Annotated in this window: 15 protein-coding genes and 1 pseudogene; 13 read left to right on the top strand and 3 right to left on the bottom strand. The window is 69.9% G+C overall.

What is annotated here, in order from left to right:
- Positions 1–72 precede the first annotated feature (72 nt).
- Complete coding sequence (locus ACWCV3_RS14730) at positions 73–3,885, bottom strand: GH92 family glycosyl hydrolase (protein WP_451223088.1); 3,813 nt, start codon at positions 3,883–3,885, stop codon at positions 73–75.
- Positions 3,886–4,226: 341 nt separating this feature from the next.
- Between ACWCV3_RS14730 and ngcE the strand changes: the two genes are divergently transcribed.
- The 9 genes from ngcE (at position 4,227) to ACWCV3_RS14685 (ending at position 16,405) form a co-directional block, all read left to right on the top strand.
- The gene (gene ngcE, locus ACWCV3_RS14725; RefSeq protein ID WP_451223086.1) at positions 4,227–5,672 is read left to right on the top strand and encodes an N-acetylglucosamine/diacetylchitobiose ABC transporter substrate-binding protein; all 1,446 of its coding nucleotides are present in this window, start codon (positions 4,227–4,229) and stop codon (positions 5,670–5,672) included.
- A gap of 60 nt (positions 5,673–5,732) precedes the next feature.
- The gene (locus tag ACWCV3_RS14720) at positions 5,733–6,659 is read left to right on the top strand and encodes a carbohydrate ABC transporter permease (protein WP_451223084.1); all 927 of its coding nucleotides are present in this window, start codon (positions 5,733–5,735) and stop codon (positions 6,657–6,659) included.
- A gap of 5 nt (positions 6,660–6,664) precedes the next feature.
- On the top strand, positions 6,665–7,579 hold the full coding sequence (locus tag ACWCV3_RS14715; RefSeq protein WP_451223082.1) for a carbohydrate ABC transporter permease: 915 nt from the start codon (positions 6,665–6,667) through the stop codon (positions 7,577–7,579).
- Positions 7,580–7,921: 342 nt separating this feature from the next.
- The gene (locus ACWCV3_RS14710; protein WP_451223080.1) at positions 7,922–9,133 is read left to right on the top strand and encodes an ROK family transcriptional regulator; all 1,212 of its coding nucleotides are present in this window, start codon (positions 7,922–7,924) and stop codon (positions 9,131–9,133) included.
- Positions 9,134–9,266: 133 nt separating this feature from the next.
- On the top strand, positions 9,267–10,370 hold the full coding sequence (locus tag ACWCV3_RS14705; protein WP_451223250.1) for a sugar ABC transporter substrate-binding protein: 1,104 nt from the start codon (positions 9,267–9,269) through the stop codon (positions 10,368–10,370).
- A gap of 178 nt (positions 10,371–10,548) precedes the next feature.
- A complete protein-coding gene (locus tag ACWCV3_RS14700) occupies positions 10,549–11,340 on the top strand; it encodes an ATP-binding cassette domain-containing protein (RefSeq protein ID WP_031181620.1) in 792 nt (263 codons plus the stop codon).
- Entirely contained in the window at positions 11,337–12,629 is a 1,293-nt protein-coding gene (locus ACWCV3_RS14695; RefSeq protein WP_451223078.1) for a sugar ABC transporter permease, read from the top strand. The genes ACWCV3_RS14700 and ACWCV3_RS14695 overlap by 4 nt, the downstream gene beginning before the upstream one ends.
- 199 nt (positions 12,630–12,828) lie before the next feature.
- Positions 12,829–14,757: a 1-deoxy-D-xylulose-5-phosphate synthase gene (gene dxs, locus ACWCV3_RS14690; RefSeq protein WP_451223076.1), complete on the top strand. Its 1,929-nt coding sequence runs from the start codon at positions 12,829–12,831 to the stop codon at positions 14,755–14,757.
- Between the two features lie 148 nt (positions 14,758–14,905).
- A complete protein-coding gene (locus tag ACWCV3_RS14685; protein WP_451223074.1) occupies positions 14,906–16,405 on the top strand; it encodes an amino acid permease in 1,500 nt (499 codons plus the stop codon).
- A 297-nt stretch (positions 16,406–16,702) separates the two neighbouring features.
- On the opposite strand, the pseudogene ACWCV3_RS14680 reads toward ACWCV3_RS14685, so the two are convergent.
- Positions 16,703–17,089: pseudogene (locus ACWCV3_RS14680) on the bottom strand (NTP pyrophosphohydrolase); the annotation flags it as partial.
- A gap of 73 nt (positions 17,090–17,162) precedes the next feature.
- Between ACWCV3_RS14680 and ACWCV3_RS14675 the strand changes: the two are divergent.
- Positions 17,163–18,182 carry a hypothetical protein gene (locus ACWCV3_RS14675; RefSeq protein WP_451223072.1) on the top strand — a complete coding sequence of 340 codons (1,020 nt, stop codon included), beginning with the start codon at positions 17,163–17,165 and terminating at the stop codon, positions 18,180–18,182.
- Positions 18,183–18,210: 28 nt separating this feature from the next.
- Here ACWCV3_RS14675 and ACWCV3_RS14670 read toward each other — a convergent pair whose 3' ends face one another.
- A complete protein-coding gene (locus tag ACWCV3_RS14670; protein ID WP_451223248.1) occupies positions 18,211–19,281 on the bottom strand; it encodes an LCP family protein in 1,071 nt (356 codons plus the stop codon).
- A gap of 618 nt (positions 19,282–19,899) precedes the next feature.
- On the opposite strand from ACWCV3_RS14670, the gene ACWCV3_RS14665 reads away from it, so the two are divergent.
- The 3 genes from ACWCV3_RS14665 to ACWCV3_RS14655 all read left to right on the top strand — a co-directional run bounded on the left by ACWCV3_RS14665 (position 19,900) and on the right by ACWCV3_RS14655 (position 25,435).
- Complete coding sequence (locus tag ACWCV3_RS14665; RefSeq protein ID WP_451223246.1) at positions 19,900–21,609, top strand: stealth family protein; 1,710 nt, start codon at positions 19,900–19,902, stop codon at positions 21,607–21,609.
- A gap of 80 nt (positions 21,610–21,689) precedes the next feature.
- Positions 21,690–22,556, top strand: a complete 867-nt coding sequence (locus tag ACWCV3_RS14660) for a hypothetical protein (protein WP_451223244.1) — start codon at positions 21,690–21,692, stop codon at positions 22,554–22,556.
- 8 nt (positions 22,557–22,564) lie between these two features.
- The gene (locus ACWCV3_RS14655) at positions 22,565–25,435 is read left to right on the top strand and encodes a stealth conserved region 3 domain-containing protein (protein WP_451223070.1); all 2,871 of its coding nucleotides are present in this window, start codon (positions 22,565–22,567) and stop codon (positions 25,433–25,435) included.
- Positions 25,436–25,451 lie beyond the last annotated feature (16 nt).

Genomic DNA, 25,451 nt, shown 5'->3' with positions numbered 1-25,451 from the left:
CAGACGGCACGGGCACGACGAAGGGGCGGCCCCCCGCACGGGACCGCCCCTCCACTTCCCGGCCCGGCTCCCTCAGGCCAGCAGTTCCACCTCCGCCAGCGTCGACTCCCCGTCCAGCACCAGCCGGTACCTGGTGTACGACCCCGGCGCGGTCACGCTGAACGCCCGTGTCTGGCGGTCCCAGGCGAAGGACTCACCCGAGCGCCTGTCCAGCGTGCGCCAGGCCGTCCCGTCGGTGGAGCCCTGCAGGGTCCACCCGGTGGGCGCCTTCGTACGGTCCGCCGGCGAGGTCAGCGTGTACTGGACCGCCTCGGTGGCGTCCCCGGCCGAGCCGGCGGGCAGATCCACCGAGGTCACCGCCGCGCTCGTCGCCGAGGTGTCGTCGAACAGCGCGCCGTCGCCCTTCAGCACGTCCGCGCGCGGAACCGGCACCCTGTCGTCCTCGGTGACCGAGACCGGGCCTGCGTCCTTGCCTGATCCCCACGACGAGGGCCGCGGCCCCATCGAGAAGTCCAGCACCCCGCCCTTGGACAGCAGCGAGTGGGGGAGCGAAGTGGATTTCCAGGAGCGGCCGTTGAAGCGGACGCCCTGGACGTACACATTGCGGTCGCTGTTGTCCGGTGCCCTGACGACCAGGTCCCGGCCGTTCTCCAGGTGCACGGTGGCCTTCGTGAACAGCGGCGAGCCGATGGCGTACTCCCCGCTGCCCATGACCAGCGGGTAGAAGCCGAGCGAGGAGAAGAGGTACCAGGCCGACTGCTCGCCGTTGTCCTCGTCGCCGTGGTAGCCCTGCCCGATCTCGCTGCCCGTGTACAGGCGGGACAGCACCTCGCGCACGTTCCTCTGCGCCTTCCACGGTTCGCCGGCCGCGTCGTACATGTAGGTGACGTGGTGGGCGACCTGGTTGGAGTGGCCGTACTGGCCCATCCGGACGTCCCGCGCCTCGGTCATCTCGTGGATGACCCCGCCGTAGGAGCCGGTGAACTCGGGGGAGGCGGTCTCCGGGGTGGCGAAGTACTCGTCCAGCTTGTCGCCGAGGGCCTTGCGGCCGCCGTAGAGGTTCGCCAGGCCCCGGCTGTCCTGGGGTGCGGTGAAGGCGTAGCCCCAGCCGTCGGTCTCCGTGTAGTCGTAACCCCACACCCGCGGGTCGTACTTCGCGGAGTCCACGCGCCAGCCGCCCTCGGCGTCGCGGCCCTGGAAGAAGCCGGCCTTCGGGTCGAAGAGGTTCACGTAGTCGCGGGCCCGGTTGAGGAAGTACGCCGACTCCTCCTTGTACCGCCTCTCGCCGGTCCTCCTGTAGAGGGCCTCGCCCATCTTGGCGATGCCGTAGTCGTTGACGTAGCCCTCCATGGCCCAGGAGAAGCCCTCGCCCGTGTCGGTGGTGGTGTAGCCGAGGAAGGGCGAGGTGTCCATGCCCTTGCGGCCGACGCCCGAACTCGGCGGCACCACGGTCGCGTTCTTGACCGCCGCGTCGTACGCCGCCTTCGCGTCGAACCTGACGCCCTTGACGTAGGCGTCCGCGAACGCCACGTCCGAGGAGGTGCCCGTCATCAGGTCGGCGTAGCCGGGGGAGGACCAGCGGGAGGTCCAGCCGCCGTCCTTGTACTGCTGCACGAACCCGTCGACCATCTCGCCCGCCTGGGAGGGCGACAGGAACGAGTAGGCGGGCCAGGTGGTGCGGTACGTGTCCCAGAAGCCGTTGTTGACGTACACCCTGCCGTCGACGACCCTGGCGCCGGTGTGCGTCGGGGTGTCCGGGTTCGGCATCGGGGAGAACGGCGAGGCGTACTGGTCCTTGCCGTCGACCTTCTCGAAGCCCGAGTTCGGGTAGAGGTACAGCCGGTACATGCTGGAGTACAGCGTGGTGAGCTGCTCCGGGGTGGCGCCCTCCACCTCGACCTTGCCGAGGATCCGGTCCCAGGCCCGCTGGGCACGCGCCTTGACGGCGTCGAAGGAGGTGCCGTCCGGGATCTCCTGGCGCAGGTTGTCCTGCGCCTGGTCCAGGCTGATCAGCGAGGTGGCCAGGCGCAGGGTCACCGTACGGCCGGCGCCCGCGGCGAACCGCAGATAGCCCTTGACCCCGCTGGATGAGCCCTCGGTGACCGGCCTGTCGAAGGTGCCGTAGACGAACAGCCGGGTCGCGCCCGTGGACAGCCCCGACTTCACGTCGGAGTAGCCGGTGACGATCCCGTGCTCCTTGTCCAGCGTCAGCCCCGCCTGCTCGGTGACGTTGTCGAACAGCACGCTCGCCTCGTCGCCGGGGTAGCTGAAGCGCAGCACGGCCGCGTGGTCGGTGGGAGTCATCTCGGCCTTGAGGCCGTTCTCGAACCTCACCCCGTAGTAGTACGGCCGGGCCGTCTCGTTCTCGTGCCGGAAGGCCAGCTCACGGGCCTCGCGGCCGGTGTCCGGGGTGCCCTTCGCGGCCGACGGCATCAACTGGAAGGTCTGCCGGTCACCCATCCACGGGCTCGGTTCGTGGCTCGCGCTGAAGGCCTGCACGGTCGGCAGGTTGGCGTCGTTGTTGGCCCGCGCGTACTCGTAGAGCCAGCTCAGCGAGGAGGCGTTGGTCACCGGGGTCCAGAAGTTGAACCCGTGCGGCATCGCGGCGGCCGGGAAGTTGTTTCCGCGCGAGAAACCGCCGCTGGAGTTGGTGCCGCGCGTGGTCAGCGCGTAGTCCGACAGATGCGCCCTGGGCCGCTCGGGGGCCACCCGCCTGAGCGCCACGTCGTCGACCCAGCCCCGGAACTTCGCGGGGCCCCCGGGGGAGTCGTACGCCACCAGGATCCGGTCGACGGTCCTGCCCGCCGCCACGGTGCCGATCCGGGACGCCACGTCGTTCCACTGGTTGACGTACAGCACCTTGGCGTCGCCCTGGCCGCGCGGGGTCAGCGGGAACCCGTGCTGGTCCCTCGCCCCGAGCTGGCTGAGGTAGGTGCCGTCGGTGAAGGCCAGGTCCACGCTGACGTTGGTGGCGTCGTAGTCCCGGTCGCCGTCGGCCATCGACGGGAAGAGGCGGTACGACAGCCGGGTGTCGCGGCTCACCTTCACATCGACGTCGAAGACCTTGTTGTACGAGTAGCCCCGGCCGTCGGAGGTGTGCCGTCCGGCGTAGCGCAGGGCGTGGGTGCCGGTGAAGCCCGCGCGCGCCTTGGCGGTGGGGGAGCCGCTGGGGCCCTTGTCGACGAGGCTCAGCATGTCCCGCGGCGCCGGACCGTCACCGCCGCCGGTGGAGAACTGGACGTCGGCCAGCTGGAGCGCGTCCGGGGCGCCGTTGTTCCTCGTCACCTCCAGCCGGAAGTGCTGGTACTCGGCGGGTGTGCCGAGCTGGTACGACTTGGTGCCGAACCGGTCGGAGAAGGTCTCGCCGCCGCGGGTGTCGAGGGTCTTCCAGTCCTTGCCGTCCGCCGAGCCCTGGAGCTGCCAGTCCTCGGGGTCGCGCTCGGCGTGGTCGTTGGCCGAGGTGAGCGCGTAGGCGGCGAGCACGACCGGCCGGTCGAGGTCGAACTCCACCCAGCCGGTGGGTGCGAACGTCAGCCATTTGCTACCGGGATCGACATCGGTGAGGTTCTCCTTCACCTCGCCCCCGCCGGTGTTCTCCCCGCTCGCCCGCAGACCGGTGACGTGGTCGGTGACGTTGCCCGGGATACCGGTGGTGTAGCCGCCGTCCACGCCCGCGGAGCGCCTGGCTCCGTCCGGACCCGTCTCGACGGTGCTCAGCCAGTCCGGCGCCCGCTCGCCCGACTCGAACGAGGACGCGAACTCCGCCGCGGCGGCGGGGACCCCGGCCGGCAGGGCGACCGCCGCTCCCTGCGCGCCGACGCCCATGGCGAAGGCGGTCGTGAGGACGACCGCCCAGGTCCATCTGTGCCGAGATCTCCGCTGCATCTACGGATTCCCCTCCCGCGCTCACTGCGGACAACGTTGTCAACTTGCTGCGCAGGAACCAGTAGGTGGTCAAGTGGCCCATGGTGTCAAGGGCGTTGGCTGCGGCATTCAGGGGGCTGTACCGGTAATTCATCCGGCAGGGTGTGCGGCGCCCGGCGATATCTCCACCAGGTCTCAACTCGGAAAAGACCGGCGGCCGACCTTGCATTCGATCTTGCCCCGCCGACGGGAAGTGGACTATACCTGTCGGCGTTTCCTGCACGAGCCAGCACAACCCGACCGCGGTGCCGGGGGGAGATCCGGTTCACCGCCTGAGTCCTGGAGAAGGCGAGGACTTGAGCATGGGTTCCACCGGACAGCATGGCAGCGAGGGCGTCGGCCGTCGTGATCTGATCAAGCGCACCGCGGCGCTCGGCCTGGTGGCCGCCCCCGGAATGGGGCTGCTGTCGGCCTGCGCGAGCAGCGGCGGCGACGGGCAGGACAAGGCGAAGGCGGGCAAGAAGACCGGGAAGAACCCGCTGGGCGTCAACGAAACCGCCAAGCTGGACTTCGTCCTCTTCGACGGCGGCTTCGGCAAGGAGTACGCCGAGGACGCGGTGAAGCTGTACGAGAAGGCCTTCCCCAAGGCCCAGGTGAAGTTCTCCGCCACCCAGAAGATCCAGTCCACCCTCCAGCCCCGCTTCAACCAGGGCGACCCGCCGGACCTCATCGACAACTCCGGCGCCGAGCAGATGGACATGGGCGTCCTGGTCGGCAAGAAGCAGCTCACCGACCTCACCCCGCTGCTGGACGCGCCGTCCTGGGACGACCCGTCCAAGAAGGTCCGCGACACCCTGCGGCCGGGCATCGTGGAGATGGGCCAGTTCGACGGCGACCCGGTGTGGATCCTCAACTACGCCTACACCGTGTACGGCGTCTGGTACTCCCAGAAGGCCCTGGACGGGCTGGACGAGAAGTACCCCGAGACCTGGGACGACATGCTCAAGGTCTGCGCCAAGGCCAAGAAGAAGGGCATCGCGGGCTGGACCTACGCGGGCAAGTACCCGTACTACCTGCCCTTCTCGCTCTACCCGATGATCGCCAAGGTCGGCGGCCGCGAGGTGCTGGACGCGATCGACAACCTGGAGCCCAACGCCTGGAAGCACCCGGCCGTCAAGGCGTGTTTCGAGGCGTACTACGAGCTGTTCCAGAAGGGCTACATCCTGCGCGGCACACCCGGCCTGGACCACATCCAGTCGCAGACCGCGTGGGCCAAGGGCAAGGCGCTGTTCATACCGAACGGCTCCTGGGTGGAGAACGAGTCGGCCAACGTCATCCCGGCGGACTTCGACCTGGCGGTCTCGGCGCCCACCGGGCTGGACGGCTCCGACAAGATGCCCTTCGGCACCATCTGGGCCTCCGGCGGTGAGCCCTTCGTCGTGCCGGCCAAGGCGGCCAACGCCGAGGGCGGCATGGAGCAGCTGCGCGTCATGCTCTCCGAGGCGTCCTCGCGGAACTTCACCTCCAAGGTGAAGTCGCTCTCCGCGCTCAACGGCGGCATCGACGGCATCGAGCTGACGCCCGGTCTGAAGGCGGGCGTCGCGGCGCTGGACAAGGCCGGGGACAACGTGGTGAACCCGCGCATCCCGGACTGGTACGTCCAGCTGGAGAAGGAGAAGATCGGCGTCGGCGGCCTCGGCGAGATGATGGCCGGCCGCCTCACCCCGGCCGAGACGGTCAAGAAGATCCAGGGCTTCGCCGACGAGGCCGCCAAGGACACCTCCATCAAGCACTACAAGCACAGGTAACACCCCTCACGGGTTCGTCACCAGCGGCAGCACGTGTCCCAGGAACGGGGTCGTCCGGCAATGCAGCACGGCAAGTACGGGTTCATCACGGGGTTCCTCGCGGCCCCGCTCGGGCTCTACGCACTCTTCGTGATCTGGCCTTTCATCCAGTCCATCTACTACTCGTTCACGGACTGGACCGGCCTGAGCCCCGAATTCAGCATGGTCGGAACCGACAACTACACCCGGATGCTCCACGACGACATCTTCTGGAAGTCGTTGACGCACAGCCTGCTCTTCGCACTGCTGCTGCCGCTGGTGACGCTCGGCATGGCCCTGTTCTTCGCTTTCATGATCAATGTGGGCGGCCGGCACCGAAAGGGCGGACCGGTCGTCACCGGAGTGCGCGGGTCCGGCTTCTACAAGATCGTCTATTTCTTTCCGCAGGTGCTCTCGATCGCCATCGTGGCCCTGCTCTTCGCCTTCGCCTACAACCCGGACAGCGGCGCGATCAACTCGTTCCTGCGCGGCATCGGCCTGGACAGCCTGCAGCCGCTCTGGCTCGGTGATCCGAGCCTCGCGCTGTGGTGCGTGATGGCGGTGCTCGTCTGGTCCACCACCGGCTTCTTCGTGGTGCTGTTCAGCGCGGGCATGGCCTCGATCCCGGCCGAACTGTACGAGGCCGCGCTGCTGGACGGGGCCGGCCGCGCGACCACCTTCTTCCGCGTCACCCTGCCGCTGCTGTGGGACACCGTGCAGTCCGGCTGGGTCTACATGGGCATCCTCGCGCTGGGCGCCGAGTCGTTCGCCGTCGTGCAGATCATGACGACCGGCCCGGGCGGCCCCGACTACTCGACCACGGTGCTGGTCCTGTACGTGTACCAGAAGGCGTTCCGGGACGGTCAGGCCGCCTACGCCACCACCATCGGCGTCGCCCTGCTGGCCGTCACGCTCGCGTTCGCCGCGATCGTGATGCGGCTGGGCCGCCGCGAGCGGCTGGAGTACTGAGCCCCATGACAACCACCGACGCCCCCGTCCCGCCCACCGCGCCCGTCGTGAAGACCGACGCGGTCCCGCCCCGCCCCCGCGCCCCCCGCCGGTCCGAGGGCTCCGTCCTCAACGTCTTCTCGCACGGCGTGCTGGTCATCTGGGCGATCATGGTCGTGCTGCCGCTGCTGTGGGCGGTGATGACCTCGTTCAAGGACGACAGCTCCATCTTCGGCTCGCCCTGGGCGCTGCCGGACACGCTGCACTTCGACAACTGGTCCCGCGCCTGGTCCCAGGCCCACATGAGCGACTACTTCCTCAACACCGTTCTGGTGGTGGGAGGTTCACTGATCGGCACCCTGGTGCTCGGCTCCATGGCGGCCTACGTGCTGGCCCGCTTCGACTTCCCGGGCAACCGCTTCATCTACTACCTGTTCGTCGGCGGCATGAGCTTCCCGATCATGCTCGCGCTGGTGCCGTTGTTCTACGTCGTGAACAACATGGGGATGCTGAACACGATCCACGGACTGATCCTGGTCTACATCGCCTACTCGCTGCCGTTCACGGTCTTCTTCCTGACCGCCTTCTTCCGTACTCTGCCCACTTCGGTGGCGGAAGCGGCCTTCGTGGACGGCGCCTCGCACAGCCGGACCTTCTTCCAGATCATGCTCCCCATGGCCAGGCCCGGCCTGATCAGCGTGGGCATCTTCAACTTCCTCGGCCAGTGGAACCAGTACATGCTGCCGACGGTGCTGAACACCGACCCGGACAAGAAGGTGCTCACCCAGGGCCTCGTCCAACTCGCCGTCAGCCAGGGCTACAAGGGCGACTGGTCCGGCCTCTTCGCGGGCCTGGTGATGGCGATGCTGCCGGTGCTGGCCGCGTACGTCGTCTTCCAGCGGCAGGTGGTCGCGGGGCTGACTGCGGGCGCGGTGAAGTAACGCGAGGTCCCCGGCCGAACCGGCCCCGGTGCGCCCCACCGGGGCCGTCGCACGTCCGGACACCGGCGGTCACTTTGCGATCGTTACCGCTCACCCCGTGCGAACCCCGCTGTCAGCCCGTGAAGCCACTCCTGGTCACAGACTCGTCACGCGGCGAAACCCACTCGGGGGAGGGGCGTCGGATGAAGACGGGAGTCAGTGATTTTCGTCAAGGACTTGACTGCGGTTACCCCTTCAGCAGAGCTTGGAGTTCATAACTTGTAAGTGGCCCGGTTCCGCAGATGTGACCTGGGCCACGGGCGGCGATGGGGCCGCCCGCCGATGTCGGGAGTGGATGGGTCGATGGAGACTCCGGGGTCGCAGTCGTCGCTGCACCGAGCCAACCTGGAACGAGTCGTACGGGCGGTGCGGCTGGCCGGGTCGCTCACGCAGGCGGAGATCGCCCGTACGACCGGCCTGTCCGCCGCGACGGTCTCCAATATCGTGCGTGAGCTGAAGGACGGCGGGACCGTGGAGGTCACGCCCACCTCGGCGGGCGGGCGCCGGGCCCGCAGCGTCTCGCTCAGCGGGGACGCCGGAATAGTGGTCGGGATCGACTTCGGCCACACCCACCTGCGCGTGGCCATCGGCAACCTGGCCCATCAGGTGCTCGCCGAGGAGTCCGAGCCGCTCGACGTGGACGCCTCCTCGACGCAGGGGTTCGACCGCGCCGAGGAGCTGGTCGAGCGGCTGATCGCCGCCACCGGCGTGGACCGGGGCAAGGTGGCCGGGGTCGGGCTCGGCGTACCGGGGCCCATCGACGTGGAGTCGGGCACCCTGGGCTCCACCTCGATCCTGCCCGGCTGGAGCGGCACCCGGCCCGCCGAGGAGCTGCGTGAGCGGCTCGGCGTGCCCGTGCACGTGGACAACGACGCCAACCTGGGCGCCCTCGGCGAGCTGGTCTGGGGCAGCGGCAAGGGCGTGCGCGACCTGGCCTACATCAAGGTGGCCAGCGGCGTCGGCGCCGGCCTGGTGATCAACGGCCAGATCTACCGCGGGCCCGGCGGGACGGCCGGGGAGATCGGGCACATCACCCTGGACGAGGGGGGCCCGGTGTGCCGCTGCGGCAACCGCGGCTGCCTGGAGACCTTCACCGCCGCCCGGTACGTCCTGCCGCTGCTCCAGGCGAGCCACGGCAGCGCCCTGACCATGGAGGGCGTCGTCCGTCTGGCCCGGGACGGCGACCCCGGCTGCCGTCGTGTCATCGCCGACGTGGGCCGGCACATCGGCAGCGGCGTGGCCAACCTGTGCAATCTGCTGAACCCGAGCCGGGTCGTCCTGGGCGGCGATCTGGCCGAGGCCGGGGAGCTGGTGCTGGCCCCCATCAGGGAGTCCGTGGGACGCTACGCGATCCCCAGCGCCGGACGTCAACTGTCCGTACTTCCAGGGGCACTTGGCGGCCGCGCGGAGGTGCTCGGCGCACTCGCGCTGGCGCTGAGCGAAATGGGCGATTCGACCCTGCTCGACGGTTCTGCCACGGCCTCGCTGCCCGTGGTCGCTCCTGCCTTCACTTAGATAACGGATGGCACCGTTGCCATCTCGTTAAGGATTTACTTCTTGACGCCGAACGCGTGGCCGAGTTGACTTCCAGCCACCTCGGCCGCAACGACGCGGCCTCGTCAGGGAGGTTTCTGAAGTGAACACGCGTATGCGTCGTGCGGCCTTCGCCGTTGCTGCTGGTGCCATGGCCGTCTCGCTGGCCGCCTGTGGCAGTGCCAAGGAGTCGGGTGGCGGTGCCGACAAGTCGGCTGACAGCAAGAAGAAGGGCGACGCGATCACGGTCGGCCTGCTCCTGCCGGAGAACCAGACCGCGCGTTACGAGAAGTTCGACCGTCCGCTCATCGAGAAGAAGGTCTCGGAGCTGACGAACGGCAAGGGCAAGGTCGTCTACGCCAACGCCAAGCAGGACGCGACCCAGCAGAACCAGCAGGTCGACACCATGATCACCAACAAGGTGGACGTCCTGATCATCGACGCGGTCGACGCCGCTGCGATCAAGAACTCGGTGCAGAAGGCCAAGGACGCCGGCATCCCGGTCGTCGCCTACGACCGCCTGGCGCAGGGCCCGATCGACGCCTACACCTCGTTCGACAACGAGACCGTCGGCAAGACGCAGGGCGAGGCCCTCCTGAAGGCCCTGGGCTCCAAGGCCAAGTCCGGCAAGATCGTCATGATGAACGGCTCCTCCACGGACCCGAACGCCGCGCAGTTCCGCAAGGGCGCGCACGACGTCCTCGACGGCAAGGTGAACGTCGGCAAGGAGTACGACACCAAGGAGTGGAAGCCGGAGAACGCCAACTCCAACATGGAGGGCGCCATCTCGGCCCTGGGTAAGAAGAACATCATCGGCGTCTACTCGGCCAACGACGGCATGGCCGGCGGTATCATCACCGCCCTCAAGTCCGCGGGCATCGCCAACATCCCGGTCACCGGCCAGGACGCCGAGCTCGCCGGTGTGCAGCGCATCGTCTCCGGCGCCCAGTACATGAGCGTCTACAAGCCGTACGCCCCGGAGGCCGACGCCGCCGCGGAGATGGCCGTCAGCCTGGCGCAGGGCAAGTCGCTCGACTCCGTCGCCAAGGACAAGGTCGACAGCCCCACCACCAAGGCCGTCCCGTCGATCCTCGTCCCGGTCACCTCGCTGACCAAGGACAACATCAAGGACACCGTCATCAAGGACGGCGTCTACAAGGTGGCCGACATCTGCACCGCCCAGTACAAGGCCGCCTGCGCCAAGGCCGGCCTCAACTAACACCGACGGGTCCCTTCTCTCCCCCGCCGACCGGATTCCCGCCGGCGGGACGGTGAGGCCCGCTCAGGCTCCTCCGGCGCCCCGCGCATCACACAGCCCCGCAAGCTCGGCGCGGGGCGCCGGACGGAATTCCCCCAAACTTCTGCACAACCTCCCGCCGGGTCAGGCGGCGAAGGAGATGGTTCACGTGTCCGCTACGCCCGTGCTGGCGTTGCGCGGAGTCTCCAAGCGATTCGGTGCCGTCCAGGCGCTCACCGATGTCACGCTGGAGGTCCACGCCGGTGAGGTGGTCGCCCTGGTGGGCGACAACGGTGCCGGAAAGTCCACGCTGGTCAAGACGATCGCCGGCGTGCACCCCATCGATGAGGGTGTCATCGAATGGGACGGCAAATCCGTCCAGGTCAACAAGCCGCACGACGCCCAGAACCTGGGCATCGCGACGGTGTACCAGGACCTCGCGCTGTGCGACAACATCGATGTCGTCGGCAACCTCTACCTGGGCCGGGAGATCCGCCGCGCGGGCGTCCTGGACGAGGTCGAGATGGAGCGGCGCTCGCGTGAGCTGCTGGACCAGCTCTCGATCCGCATCCCCAGCGTCCGTATCCCGATCGCCTCGCTCTCCGGCGGTCAGCGCCAGGTCGTGGCCATCGCCCGCTCCATGCTCGGCGAGCCCAAGCTGGTCATCCTCGACGAGCCGACCGCCGCACTCGGCGTCGAGCAGACCGCCCAGGTCCTCGACCTGGTCGAGCGGCTGCGGGAGCGCGGCCACGCCGTGATCCTCATCAGCCACAACATGGCCGACGTCAAGGCGGTCGCCGACAAGGTGGCCGTGCTGCGCCTGGGCCGCAACAACGGCGTCTTCGAGGTCAAGTCGACCTCGCAGGAAGAGATCATCTCCGCCATCACCGGCGCCTCGGACAATGCCGTCACCCGTCGTGCGGCGCGCACCAATGGGGAGATCAAGAAGTGAGCATCGAGAAGACCTCCACCCCCGCGGGCGACGCCGCCGCGGTGAACCCGGAGGCCGCCCCCGGCGCCGGTGTCGCCGTCGACCCCCGGCTGCTGGTGCGCGAGCAGGGACTCGCGGGCTACGTGGGCGAGTTCAAGCGCAAGATGAAGGCCGGCGACCTGGGCTCGATGCCCGTCGTGGTCGGACTCGTCGTCATCTGGATCATCTTCCAGAGCCTGAACTCCAACTTCCTCACCGCGGGCAACCTCTCCGACATCTCCGTAGCCATGGTCGGCACGGGCATGATCGCCGTCGGTATCGTGTTCGTCCTGCTGCTCGGCGAGATCGACCTCTCGGTCGGCTCCCTCTCCGGTGTCGCGGGCGCGACCTTCGCGGTCCTGAACATCACCCACGGCATGAACGAGGTGCTGGCCTTCGTGCTGGCCATCCTCACGGGCACCGTCGCCGGTGCCATCCAGGGCTTCTTCTTCGCCAAGATCGGTGTGCCGGCCTTCGCCGTCACCCTGGCGGGACTGCTGTTCTGGAACGGCCTGATGCTCAAGGTCCTGGGCGACAACGGCACGATCAACCTGAACAGCGACGGCCTGGTCGCCAACCTGACCAGCTACTACTTCTCCGACGTGGCCGCCGCCTACGGGCTGGCCGCCGTGGTGACGGTGCTGTTCTTCGTCAGCTCCTTCCTCGGCAACAAGCGCCGTGACGCCGCCGGGGTGCCGTCGAAGCCGCTGAGCGAGATCGTCCTGCGCACCGTGTTGCTGGGCGTGGTCTCCTTCGCCGTGGCGATCGTCTTCAACCAGTACAAGGGTCTGCCGCTGGCGGTCGTGATCTTCGTCGCGGTCCTCTTCGTCACGGACTTCGTGCTGCGCCGCACGGCCTACGGCCGCAAGGTGTTCGCGCTCGGCGGCAGCGTCGAGGCGTCCCGCCGTGCCGGTATCAACGTGGACCTGGTCCGCATCTCGGTGTTCGCCGTCTCCGGCACCTTCGCGGCGCTGGGCGGTCTGTTCATCGCCTCCAAGATCGCCTCCGCCAACCAGGGCGCGGGCGGCGGTGACCTCCTGATGAACGCCATCGCGGCGGCCGTCATCGGCGGCACCTCCCTCTTCGGCGGCCGCGGCCGCACCTGGAACGCGCTCCTCGGTGTGCTGGTCATCGTCTCGATCCAGTACGGCCTGGCCCTCCAGGGCATCCCCTCCCCGGTGCAGTACATGATCACCGGTGGCGTCCTGCTGGCGACCGTCGTCATCGACGCGGTGACCCGCAAGACCCAGAAGTCGGCCGGCCGCGCGTAAGCCCGGCAGGCTTGGCAGGAGCCCGGCGCGATGGAGCGCCGGGCTCCTGCGTTTTCCCTGGTCGCACCCCCGTCCCCCGGAGATGCGGCCGTTCGTATGACCGCGGGGGCACCGCCCGGCCGTCGGCAGCCGGGGCGGAACATTAGACTCATCAAGCCCGGCAACAGCTCGATCAGCTCATACTTGCAAGGAGGCACGGGTGCCGCTGCTGACCCGCATCACGGGACCGCGCGATCTGGACCGGCTCAGCCTGGAGGAGCTGAACCAGCTTGCTGAGGAGATCCGGACCTTCCTCGTGGAGGCCGTGTCCAAGACCGGCGGTCACCTCGGACCCAACCTCGGTGTGGTGGAGCTGACCATCGCCCTGCACCGGGTCTTCCACTCGCCCGCCGACAAGGTGCTGTGGGACACCGGGCACCAGTCCTATGTCCACAAGCTCCTCACCGGGCGCCAGGACTTCTCCCGCCTGAAGATGAAGGGCGGCCTCTCCGGCTACCCGGCGCAGAGCGAGTCCGAGCACGACGTCATCGAGAACAGCCACGCCTCCACGGTGCTGGGCTGGGCCGACGGCATCGCCAAGGCCAACGAGCTGAAGAAGTCCGACGACCGCGTGGTCGCCGTCATCGGCGACGGCGCGCTGACCGGCGGCATGGCCTGGGAGGCGCTGAACAACATCGCCGAGGCCAAGGACCGCCCGCTCGTCATCGTCGTCAACGACAACGAGCGCTCCTACGCGCCCACCATCGGCGGCCTCGCCAACCACCTCGCCACCCTGCGCACCAGCGACGGCTACGAGCGCTTCCTCGCCCGCACCAAGGACCTGCTGGACCGCACCCCGGTCGTGGGCCGCCCGCTCTACGACACCCTGCACGGCGCCAAGAAGGGCCTGAAGGACTTCATCGCCCCGCAGGGCATGTTCGAGGACCTCGGCCTGAAGTACGTCGGCCCGATCGACGGCCACGACATCGAGGCGCTGGAGTCGGCGCTGGCGCGCGCCAAGCGGTTCGGCGGCCCGGTGATCGTGCACTGCCTCACCGAGAAGGGCCGCGGCTACCAGCCCGCCCTCCAGGACGAGGCCGACCGCTTCCACGCGGTGGGCAAGATCCACCCCGACACCGGCCTGCCCATCGCGTCCTCCGGCGCCGACTGGACCTCCGTGTTCGGCGAGGAGATGGTGAAGCTCGGCGAGGAGCGAGAGGACATCGTCGCGATCACCGCGGCCATGCTCCAGCCGGTCGGCCTGGACAAGTTCGCCAAGCGCTTCCCCGAGCGGGTGTACGACGTCGGCATCGCCGAGCAGCACGGCGCCGTCTCCGCGGCCGGCCTCGCGCACGGCGGGGTGCACCCGGTCTTCGCGGTGTACGCCACCTTCCTCAACCGCGCCTTCGACCAGGTCCTGATGGACGTCGCCCTGCACAGGTGCGGGGTGACCTTCGTCCTGGACCGCGCCGGTGTCACCGGCACCGACGGCGCCTCCCACAACGGCATGTGGGACATGTCGATCCTCCAGGTCGTGCCCGGCCTCAGGCTCGCCGCCCCGCGCGACGCCGACCAGGTCCGCGCCCAGCTGCGCGAGGCCGTCGCGGTCGAGGACGCGCCGACCGTGGTCCGCTTCTCCAAGGGCGCCGTCGGCCCCGCCGTGCCGGCCGTACGCCGGGTGGGCGGGATGGACGTGCTGCGCGAGCCGGGCACCGAGCGCCCGGACGTGCTGCTGGTGTCCGTGGGTGCGCTCGCCCCGATGTGCCTGGAGATCGCCACGCTGCTGGACAAGCAGGGCATCTCCACCACCGTGGTCGACCCCCGCTGGGTCAAGCCGGTGGACGAGGCGATGGCCCCGCTCGCCGAGCGGCACCGGGTCGTCGTCACCGTCGAGGACAACAGCCGCGTCGGCGGTGTCGGCTCCGCGGTCGCCCAGGCGCTGCGGGACGCGGGCGTGGACGTGCCGCTGCGCGACTTCGGCATCCCGCCCCGCTTCCTCGACCACGCCTCGCGCGCCGAGGTCATGGCCGAGATCGGGCTGACCGCTCCGGACATCGCCCGCCAGGTCACCGGTCTGGTCGCCAGGATCGACGGCCGCTTCGGCCAGGGCGCGGAGGCCATGGACTCGGTGGAGTCGGCGCGCGAGTAGCCACCCGAACGCCACAGGGACCGGCCGGTTCCGCCACCTCCCCGGGTGGCGGAACCGGCCGGCTTGCGTGAACCTGCCATTGCCGGGGCACCCGCACCCCGTCCCTCTCGATCATGTCGAGGACGACAAGCGTGGGAGGTAGGTACGTGTGAGCACGCTCTTCCGTACGAAGAACGTCGAGCAGTCCATCCGGGACACAGAGGAACCTGAGCACTCGCTCAAGAAGTCCCTCTCCGCCCTCGACCTGACCGTGTTCGGTGTCGGCGTCATCATCGGCACCGGCATCTTCGTGCTGACCGGCCAGGTGGCGAAGAACAACGCGGGCCCGGCGGTGGCCATCTCCTTCGCCGTCGCCGGTGTGGTCTGCGGCCTGGCCGCGCTCTGCTACGCCGAGTTCGCCTCGACCGTCCCGGTGGCGGGGTCGGCGTACACCTTCTCGTACGCCTCGCTCGGTGAGCTGCCCGCCTGGACCATCGGCTGGGACCTGGTGCTGGAGTTCGCGCTGGGCACGGCGGTGGTGGCGGTCGGCTGGTCCGGGTACATCCGGTCGCTGTTCGACAGCTGGGGCTGGCACCTGCCGGCCTACCTGTCCGGGCGGGACGGTGCGAGCGGGTTCGGCTTCGACATCCTGGCGGCGGCCCTGGTGCTGCTGCTCACCTGCGTGCTCGTGGTCGGCATGAAGCTGTCCGCCCGGATCACCTCGGCCGTCGTCGCCATCAAGGTGGTCGTCGTCCTCATCGTGATCGTGGCGGGCGCCTTCTTCGTGAGCGGCCACAACTACAAGCCGTTCGTCCCGCCGGCCCAGCCGCAGGAGGCGGGCGCCAGCCTCAAGGCCCCGCTGATCCAGCTCATGTTCGGCTGGGCCCCGGCCAACTTCGGCGTGATGGGCATCTTCACCGCCGCCTCGGTGGTGTTCTTCGCGTTCATCGGCTTCGACATCGTCGCCACCGCCGCCGAGGAGACCCGCAACCCGCAGCGGGACATGCCGCGCGGCATCCTCGGCTCGCTCTTCATCTGCACGGTGCTGTACGTGGCGGTGTCCCTGGTCGTCACCGGCATGCAGAAGTACACCGAGCTGTCGGTGGAGGCACCGCTGGCGGACGCGTTCAAGTCGCTCGGGCATCCGTGGTTCGCGGGCATCATCAGCTTCGGCGCCGCCGTCGGCCTGACGACGGTGTGCATGATCCTGCTGCTCGGTCAGACGCGGGTGTTCTTCGCCATGAGCCGCGACGGACTGCTGCCCCGCTTCTTCTCCCGCGTCCACCCGCGCTTCCGCACACCGCACCGGCCGACCATCCTGCTGGGCGTGATCATCGCGATCATCGCGGGCTTCACCAGCCTCAGCGAACTGGCCGAACTGGTCAACATCGGCACCCTGTTCGCGTTCATCGTGGTGGCGATCAGCGTGATCATCCTGCGCAAGACCCGCCCCGACCTGCCCCGCGCCTTCCGCACCCCGCTGGTACCGGTACTGCCGATCGTGTCGGTGTGCGCCTCGCTGTGGCTGATGCTGAACCTGCCCGCCGAGACCTGGCTCCGGTTCGCCGTCTGGATGGCGATCGGCTTCGTCGTCTACTTCCTCTACGGCCGCACGCACAGCCGCCTGGCCCGCGAGGAGCAGCCCGAGGAGGCCCCGAAGGCGACCTGAGCCGGACGCCGGTCCGCGCCGCCCCTCCAGGTCCTGTCCGGCGGACCGTGGCGCGGACGCGGGGCCCGGCTCGCCCGTCCGCGGCGTTGCCGTCACTCGCCGGCGCTCCGCGCCGACGCCCTCCTCCGCCTCGCACCCGGACGCACCGGACCCCGCTCACCGGGATCGACCGGCACCGCCGCCTCCCCGCACCACGATCCGCCGGACAGGCCCTCAGGGCCTCTCGTTCGGATCATGCCGGGCTCGCGGGGGCCGGTGCCGCCCCCTCGCCGCGTTGTCGAACGAAAGACCCTGGCCGAGGGCCGTACGCGGACCGGCGACGTCGGCGCCCAGCGCGCCCACCCGGCGCCGCAGCTCGCGGTCGGCGGTCACCACCAGGCGGTCCCGGTCGGCGGACCCGGCCACCAGCTCCACGATCCGGTCGTCCCCGCTGCCGGGCGCGGACTCCACCCATACCCCCGGCACCGACTCGACCCCGCGCGCCGCGCCCTCCACCACCAGCACGATCTCCACCGGGTCGGCGCGGCCCGGCAGCCCGTCACCGGCCAGCCGGTCCCGCAGCCGCTCGGCGGCCCCCTTGCGGTCCTTCCACCACCCGTCCGGCCGCGAGCCCATCACGTTGGCACAGTCCACGATCGCCAGCAGGGGGTCGTCCTGACGTGGAACACCGGCTACGTCGTCCATGGGGCCAGGGTCCCACGGGAGCCCCCGCGGGGGCGCGGTCCGGAGCCCGGAACAGGCGGCTTATGGTGATGCGGTGAACGGCGACTGGCTCATACGCGGCCGCGACGGCCGGCTCGGTGTCTACCACCCCAACGACGACGGTGTCCTGTCGCGGGCGGAACACCGGCCGGGCGGCGGCTGGACCGCCCCGCGCAGGGTGGGCGGCGAACAGAAACTGCGTCCCGGCCTCGGGGTGGGCCAGGGCGCGGACGGCTATGCCCACCTCGTCTCCTGGCATCCGGCGGCCGGCGGCGAGGCGGTCCTCACGCACTCCACGCACTACCGGCCCGATCTCACGGCCATGGACTGGACCCCGCTCGGCCACCCCAACGGCAGGGGACCCGTCACGTCGGACCCGGCGGTCGCGGTGGACCACCAGGGCCGGGCCCATGTCTTCGTGGTCAACGGCGGCCAGGGCCTGAGCATGGTCGCCCAGCGGGAGAAGGGCGGCTGGGCCCCCTGGCGCGACCTGAACGGCTCACGGGTCCAGAACGGCCTGGCGGCGGTGACGGGCGAGACCGGCCTGGTCGGGGTCTACGGGGCGGTGCCCGGCGGCATCGTGCACTGGACCCAGGAGAAGCCGGGCAAGCAGGTCGCCATCGCCGATTCGCTGTTGGCGCGGGTCCGGCCCGGCACTCTGACCGCGCTCGCCACCTCGGAGCAGAGCACGACCGTGTTCTACACCGACACCGAGGGCGTGCTGTGCGCCTGGCGTCCCGGCCGGGCGCCCGTGGCGCTGCTGCCCGCGGCGGGTCCCGGGCCGGTGAGCGCGGTGCGCTGCCGACTCGACGGCCACGACTGCACGGTGCTGGCGCAGCGCGCGGCGAGCGGCCGGGTGGCCGTCGCCGCGTATCCCACGGAGTCGGAGTCGGCGGGCGCCTGGTGGGCCGAGTCGGGCCCGGTGCTGCCCGAGGACGCGCGGGTCTTCCTCGCGGGCGACGCGGACCTCGGCAGGCTGACCGCGGCTTCGCTGTCCCCGTCGACCGGACGGCTCCTCCTCACCCACCGCAAGGACGAGCCGGGGCTCGCGCTGGAGCCCTGGCGGGAGGTCTGACCCCCGCGCTCCCGTGACGGCGCCGCCCTTACGGGGTGGCGCCGCCGCGCGCGGGCGACTTCCTGGCGGAGTCGGGGATGGCGCCGTCCGTGCGCAGGGCCGTCCAGAGCTGCTCGGCCTGCGGCTCGGCGGCCACGACCCGGTTGGGGTCCTGGGTGTCGTACTGGACCGGCAGCATGATCGTCTCCATGGTGGAGGTGTCCACGCCGTTCATGCTGCGGCTGAACTCGGCGAGCCTGGTGAGGGAGGCGAGCCCGGAGTCGGTGGTGAGCGCGGTGGTGAGGTCGTCGGCCACGGCGTACGCCTTGGTGGGGCTGCCCATCAGGTCCTGCTTCTTGATCTCGGCGAGCAGGGCCATCAGGAACTTCTGCTGCATCCCGATCCGGCCCAGGTCGCTGCCGTCGCCGATGCCGTGCCGGGTGCGGACGAACTGGAGCGCCTCGGTGCCGTCGAGGCGATGGGTTCCCGCGGCGAGGTCGAGGCCGCTGGAGGAGTCGTGGATGTCGCGGTCGACGGTGACGGGCACGCCGCCTATCGCGTCGACCAGGCCCTTGAACCCGGCGAAGTCGATCTCGACGAAGTGGTCCAGCCGTACGCCCGACATCTTCTCGACCGTCTTGACCACACAGGCCGGACCGGCCGCGGAGTAGACCGAGTTGAACATGACGCGGTTCGCCGGGGACAGCTTCGTCCCGTCGTCCTTGACGCACTCGGGGCGGGTGACGAGGGTGTCGCGCGGGATGCTGACGGCCACGGCCTGCTTGCGGCCCTCGGGTATGTGGATCACCAGCGCGGTGTCGGATCGGGCCCCGGCGACGTGCCCGGTGCCCAGCCCCGCGTTGGCCCCGGCGCGCGAGTCGGAGCCGAGGACCAGCACGTTCTGCCCGGAGGTGGGCAGCTTCGCGGGGCGGTCGTCACCGATGGCCTTGTCGAGGTCGAGGCCGGTGATGTTGCCGTCGAGCCGGCTGTACATCACGTATCCGGTCCCGGCGCCGGCCACGACCAGCACCGCGAGGGTGAGCATGACCCACCGTCCGGTCCGGCGCCGGCGTGGTGCCTTCTGCGGGGTTGAGCTGTCGGGAGCCTCTGGGGGCGTCATGGCGTCGCTGTCCTCGTTCACTGGTGCCAGGAAAGTGCTGGGTGCTCGGGTCAGACCCGCAGCGGGCCGCGTGCGTTGTGCGGCAGTGGCGCGCGTCACACGACGTGTTCGTGGCGCGCGGCGTACCGGGTGCGGCGGATCGGGCGTCCCCGTGTGAACCCCTGTTCACGGCCCATCAGTTGAGCTGTGTGCATTTTATGTGATGACCGGCTCTCCCTGTATCGGGCCGGGGTGACCTCCGTGTGGCGCGGACTCAGTACAGCTCAGGAGGTTGTACGGGTGTGGGATGCATGACAAGAACGCCCGTACGCTTCTGCCCTTCTGGACAGCGGGCACACCAGATGTAAACATTCTGTGTGACTGGTAAGGCTCGGGTGAGTCGTAGTCACCATCCGGCGAACGCGATGGGGCTGACGGTCCTGTGACGGCGGCGATGGGGGCGACGGTCGCGGTTGAGGGTGGGAGTGGTCACCGGGGCGGTCTGCTTCGGTTCGAAGTGGATGGTGTGAAAGTCGGGTGAGCCTGAACAACCCCGAGGCAAGCGTGCTCGTGTCGACATATCGATCTGTCGTTCCGGTAGGAGCGCGGCGCTGGATCGTGCGGCGGGTCCCCGGTTCGATGCGCACCTCGGTGAAGCGTTCGCTCGCCTCCGCCGACGCCGTGCGTTCCGCGGCGGTCGTCCGGGCCATGGAAGGCCGCCGCCGCGCGGACGCGGACAGCACCACCGACGGTGTGCGACGAGTCGTCAAGGCGGCCGGCAGGTTCCTCCGCGCGGTCGAGGTCCCGGGAGCCACCGAGTGGGCCGCCCGCGCCCGCAACCTCCATCTCCTGCTCTCCTTCCTCGAAGAGGGCGGACTCGACCACTTCTGCGTGCGCGGCACCGCTTCCCCGCGTCTGCCGTGCGTCGCCGTACCGGCCCGGCTGCGGGCGCGGTTCGAGGAACTGCTGCGCCTCGCCTTCGCGGAGCATCCCGGCTACGTCGGTACCGGCAACCCGACGCAGTTGCGACCCGGCAGCGCCGCGGCAAGCTGGCGCGCGCTGCGCGGGAAGCCGGTGCTGCGCGTCGTCTGGATCGTCTGCGACCCCAGCGGGAACCTGGTGTTCGGTGCCGAATCCGGCTGCGAGGTCGAGTTCTGGGACGAGCGGGACGGCGTGCTCGTCGCACCGCGTCCCAACAAGGTGACCACGGAGATCCTGGCGGACGCCGGCCGCTGCTGGGGGCAGCAGAACCGATTCAGCACAGTTCCCGGGCTGTACACCACCGGACAGGCCCGCACCGTGCCGGAGTTCCTCGCCGCGCTGCCGGACGACCATCTGTTCCCGATCGACGTGGTCTACACCTGGGTGGACGACGCCGACCCCGTATGGCGCCGGAACCGCGAACGCGCGCGCGGTCACCTGACCTCGGGCGGGACCACCGCGCTGCACGAGCAGGCCGCCAACGACTCCCGTTACACCAGCCGGGACGAACTGCTCTACTCGCTGCGCTCGATCCACCAGTACGCACCCTGGGTGCGCGACATCTATCTGGTCACGGCCGGACAGAGGCCCTCCTGGCTGCGCACGGACGTGCCCGGCCTCCGGGTGGTGGACCACCGCGAGATCTTCACCGACCCGAGCGCGCTGCCGACCTTCAACTCCCATGCCATCGAGAGCCAGTTGCATCACATTCCCGGACTGTCGGAGCACTTCCTCTACCTGAACGACGACGTGTTCTTCGGCCGTCCCGTCGAGCCGGGACACTTCTTCCATCCCAATGGACTGACCAAGTTCTTCCAGTCCAAGGCCCTGATCCCCTCCGGCCGGGCCGGCGCCGGCGACCTCCCGGTCGACGCCGCCGGAAAGAACAGCCGAGGCCTGATAGCCCAGCAGTTCGGGACTGTCATCTCCCAGAAGATGAAGCACACCCCGCACGCGCTGCGGCGCAGCGTCCTCGCGGAGATCGAGCAGGTCTACGACAAGGCGCACCAGGTCACCCAGCACTCCCGCTTCCGCTCGCCGCGCGACGTGCCGATCGCCTCCTCGCTGCATCACTACTACGCCTACAGCTCGGCCCGCGCCACGGTGGGCGACATCCGCTACGTCTACGTCGACCTGGCCGACCGGCTGGCCCAACGCAGACTGGACACCCTTCTCGCCCGCCGCAACTTCGACACCTTCTGCATGAACGACACGGTCACCGCCGCCGACCCCGAAGAACAGGCCCACATGGTCGCCACCTTCCTGGACGCCTACTTCCCGGTGCCCAGCCCCTACGAGGCACCCGGGCAGGCCCGCCTGCCCCGGCGCCGGCCGAGCCGAGGCGAGCTGGGGGCCACCTCCTCGTGAACGCCTCTCCCGCCCACGCCACGGCCGGCGGTCCCGGCCCCCGCCTCCGCTCCCTGGCGTTCGCCGTGCGCACCCGGCTCATGATGAGCCTCTTCGTCCCCCTGCGCCGACGGCGTGCCGCAGTCCTCCGCTACGCGGGCATCCTCGACGGCCAGACCGTGAACCTGCACGCCCGGCTGCCCTCCTGGGCCGGGATGCCGCAGCACGCCGAGATCGTGCTGCGCCGCCGCCGTCGCCGGTACCTCGCCGAGGCCCGCCTCCATCAGGGCCCGGCGGGGGAGACCCTGCTGGACGCCGCCGTGCTGCTCGGCGCCGAACTCGGCGGCGTACCCGTCTCCGACGGGCGCTGGCGGCTGGCCGTCCGCGTGCGCGCCGGACGCCGTACCCGCACTCTCGCGCTGGTGCTGCTCGATCCGCCCGTCCCCTACGCCGGGCCGACCAAGCCGATGGCGGCATCGCCGGTGACCGGCGAACGACACCGGCTCAGCCGCTCCTTCCGGGGCAGCGCCCGGATCGCCAGCACCGCCGCGCGGCCCGCCGTCGAGGTCGCCAAGGTGCACCTCGGGCACGCCGGGGTCAGCGTCGACTTCCGGGTGCTCGGCACCCGAGCCGACGCTCCCTGGGCCGAGTTCACGGCGTCCGGCCGTCGGGTCGAGCAGCCCGTGACCGCACTGGGCGGCGGTGTCCTGCGGGTCGAGGTCCCGCTGGAGCGGATGGCCCCGCGAGGCAGCCGCCCCGACCACTGGGACGTGAGGCTGTGCGACGGACGGGGCCTGTCGCTGCGGCTGGGGCGACGGCTGCACGACGTACGCAACCCCCTGCGCGTCTTCGCCATGCGCCGGCTCGCGGTCACCCCGCCGGGCCGCACCACCATGATCGTCCAACCCCGTTACACCCCGGCGGGCAATCTCCGGATGACCTGCACGCGTATGCCCGAGGCAGGCTGAACCCACAGATGAAGATCACGTTCCTGCTGACCACGGCCGACGCGGTCGGTGGCACCGAGCGGGCGGTGTTCAACCAGGCTTCCGATCTGGCCGCACGACACGACGTGCGCGTACTGAGCGTCTTCAAGAGCAAGACCGAGCAGTTCTTCACCCCGGATCCGCGGGTCCGCGTCGACTATCTGATCGACCTCACCGCCGAGATCCCCTGCCCCCTGCGGCCCACCTCGGTGGAGACCCCGGTCTGGGAGGGGCTGGCGGCACAGCCGAGCGAGATCGTCGACCGGTCCTGGGAGTCGGCGTTCAACCGGCTCTCGGACCTGGAACTCGGCCTCGCACTCCAGAGCACCGACACCGACGTGCTCGTCACGACCACGCCCGCGCTGATGGCGCTGGCCGTCCACTTCGCGCCGGCGCACGTCATCACCGTGCACCAGGAGCACCGGGTCTCCGAGCTGCGCGGCACCAGTGGCGAACCGCTGCGGCGGTACGCCGCCCGGCTGGACGCCCTCGTCGTGCTCAGCGAACGCACGCTGGAGTGGTTCGCCGAGACCCTGGGGGACGCCGCGCCCCGGCTGGACGTCGTCCCCAACGCGCTGCCCAGCGGATTCCGTCCGCGGTCGACCCTCCGGACCCGCACCGTGATCATCGCCGGGCGGCTCGTCGCTGAGAAGCAGATCGACCACGCCGTCGCCGCCTGGGCGATCGTCGCGCGGCAGCACCCGGACTGGCAGCTCCGGATCTTCGGTGACGGGCCGCTCAGCGGTGCCCTGCGCCGGCAGATCGACATGCTCGGACTGCACGACTGCGTCCAGCTCAACGGCAACTCCCGGCACCTGGCCGAGGAATGGGCCAAAGCCAGCATCGCCGCCCTCACCTCCCGCAACGAGGCGTTCGGCCTGGTCCTCGCCGAGGCGCACGCCGCCGGTGTCCCCGTCGTCTCCTACGACTCCCCGAACGGCCCGCGCGAAGTCGTCATCGACGGCCGGACCGGTGTCCTGGTCCCGCCCGGCGACACCGAGGCCCTCGCCTCCGCGCTGATGCTGCTCATTCAGGACGACGAGCTGCGCAGCGACATGGGTGCCGCCGCCCTGGCCTCCGTCAGCCGCTTCGCGCCTGCCGTGGTCACCGCGCACTGGGAGCGCATCTTCCACGAACTGATCGCGGAACGCGACAGCGGTCGCCGGGCCGTCGCCAAGGCCGAACGCCAGGCGGTGCACGCCTACTACAGCGGTCCCGGCGGCATCGTCGCGGCCGCCGTGCCCGCCCCCGCCACCACCGTCCGCACCGGCGACCAGCGCGCCGTGGAGCAGCGGCTGCTCCAGCGCGGCGAACTGGTCGAGGACGGCGGCCAGGTGTGCCGGGTGATGGACTGGGAGTCGCCCTGGGACGGCGTCCAGCGGAACCTGGCCCTGGCGGCCGACGCGCTGGAGTCTGCGTCCATCCCCTACCTCGTGGTACGCGACCACCTGATCCGGCACACCATCGCCGTGCACGCCATGCACCGTGACTCCGTGTTCAAGGCGCTGGGAGAGCACTTCGCGGACGCGGCGGTCTACGCCGGCATCCTCAACGAGGGTCAGAAGACGATCGCCACCGTCCTCGCCGGACTGGTGACCCCGCACGCCGACCCGGCCGTCTCCGGTATCCGGATCTACCAGAACCTCGTGTCGCACTCACGGCTGCTGCGTCTGGGCGCCGTCTACGGCTGCACCATCTCCTTCTGGGAGACCGACCCGGAGACCGAGAGCCTGCTCGTGGCCCCGGCCCGCACCCTGATCGGCGACAGGGTGCCCCTGAGCGCCATGCGCCGCAGATCCCTCACCCTGGGCGGTCGCGCCTACCCGAGCATCGAGGCGTTCGCCCGCCGCCTGCACGGAGACATCGACTTCCCCGTGGACGCCGTCTACACCTGGGTCGACGGGGCGGACGTCAACTGGCTGGAGCGCAAGAACGCCGCCCTCGCCGCCCTCGGCATGGAGACCGAGGACGCGGCCACCAGCGCGGCCCGCTTCCGGGACCGGGAGGAGCTGCGGTACTCGCTGCGCTCCATCGACATGTACGCGCCCTGGATAAGGAACATCTACCTGGTCACCGACCAGCAGGTCCCGCACTGGCTCGACCTCGAGCACCCGCGCGTGCGGGTCGTGGACCACACGGAGATCTTCGGTGACCGTGGCGCGCTGCCGAGCTACAACTCGCACGCCATCGAGAGCCAGTTGCACCACATCGAGGGGCTGGCCGAGCACTTCCTCTACTTCAACGACGACGTGTTCCTGGGCCGCACCCTGAAGCCCGACGCGTTCTTCCTCGGCAACGGCCAGTCCAAGTACTTCATGTCTCCGACGTCCGTGCCGATGGCCCCGGTCGCGGAGACGGACGAGTTCAACGTCGCGGCGGCCAAGAACAACCGGGCCCTGATGGAGCGGGAGTTCGGGCAGACGCTGGTGCACACCTTCCTCCACGCACCGCATCCGCTGCGGCGCACCGTCCTCGCGGACATCGAGCGGAGGTACGCCGACGCCGTCCAGGTCACCGCGCACAACCAGCTCCGCAGCCACCAGGACGTGTCGGTGGCCTCCTCGCTCCACCACTACCTGGGCCACCACACCCTGCGCAGCGTGCCCGCCGGCATTTCCTGCGGCTTCGTCAACATCGGCCTGAGCGAGCACAAACCCCGGCTCAGCCGCATCCTCACAGTGCGCCCGCACGACGTGTTCTGCCTCAACGACTACCACGACGGCGACGTCTCCGAAGAGGAACAGGACGCGATCCTCGCCGCGTTCCTGCCGAGCTACTTCCCGGTACCCAGCCAGTTCGAGACCGGCTCAGCGCGCAACCGGCTGGCCCGCCGGGGCCGTCTGCCCGCCTGGCCGCTGTGACACCCCACCGGACCGT

This window comes from Streptomyces sp. NPDC001781 (genome assembly GCF_053596035.1).
The sequence above is the reverse complement of the archived record's forward strand: the minus strand, read 5'-3'. Positions and strand labels throughout refer to the sequence as shown.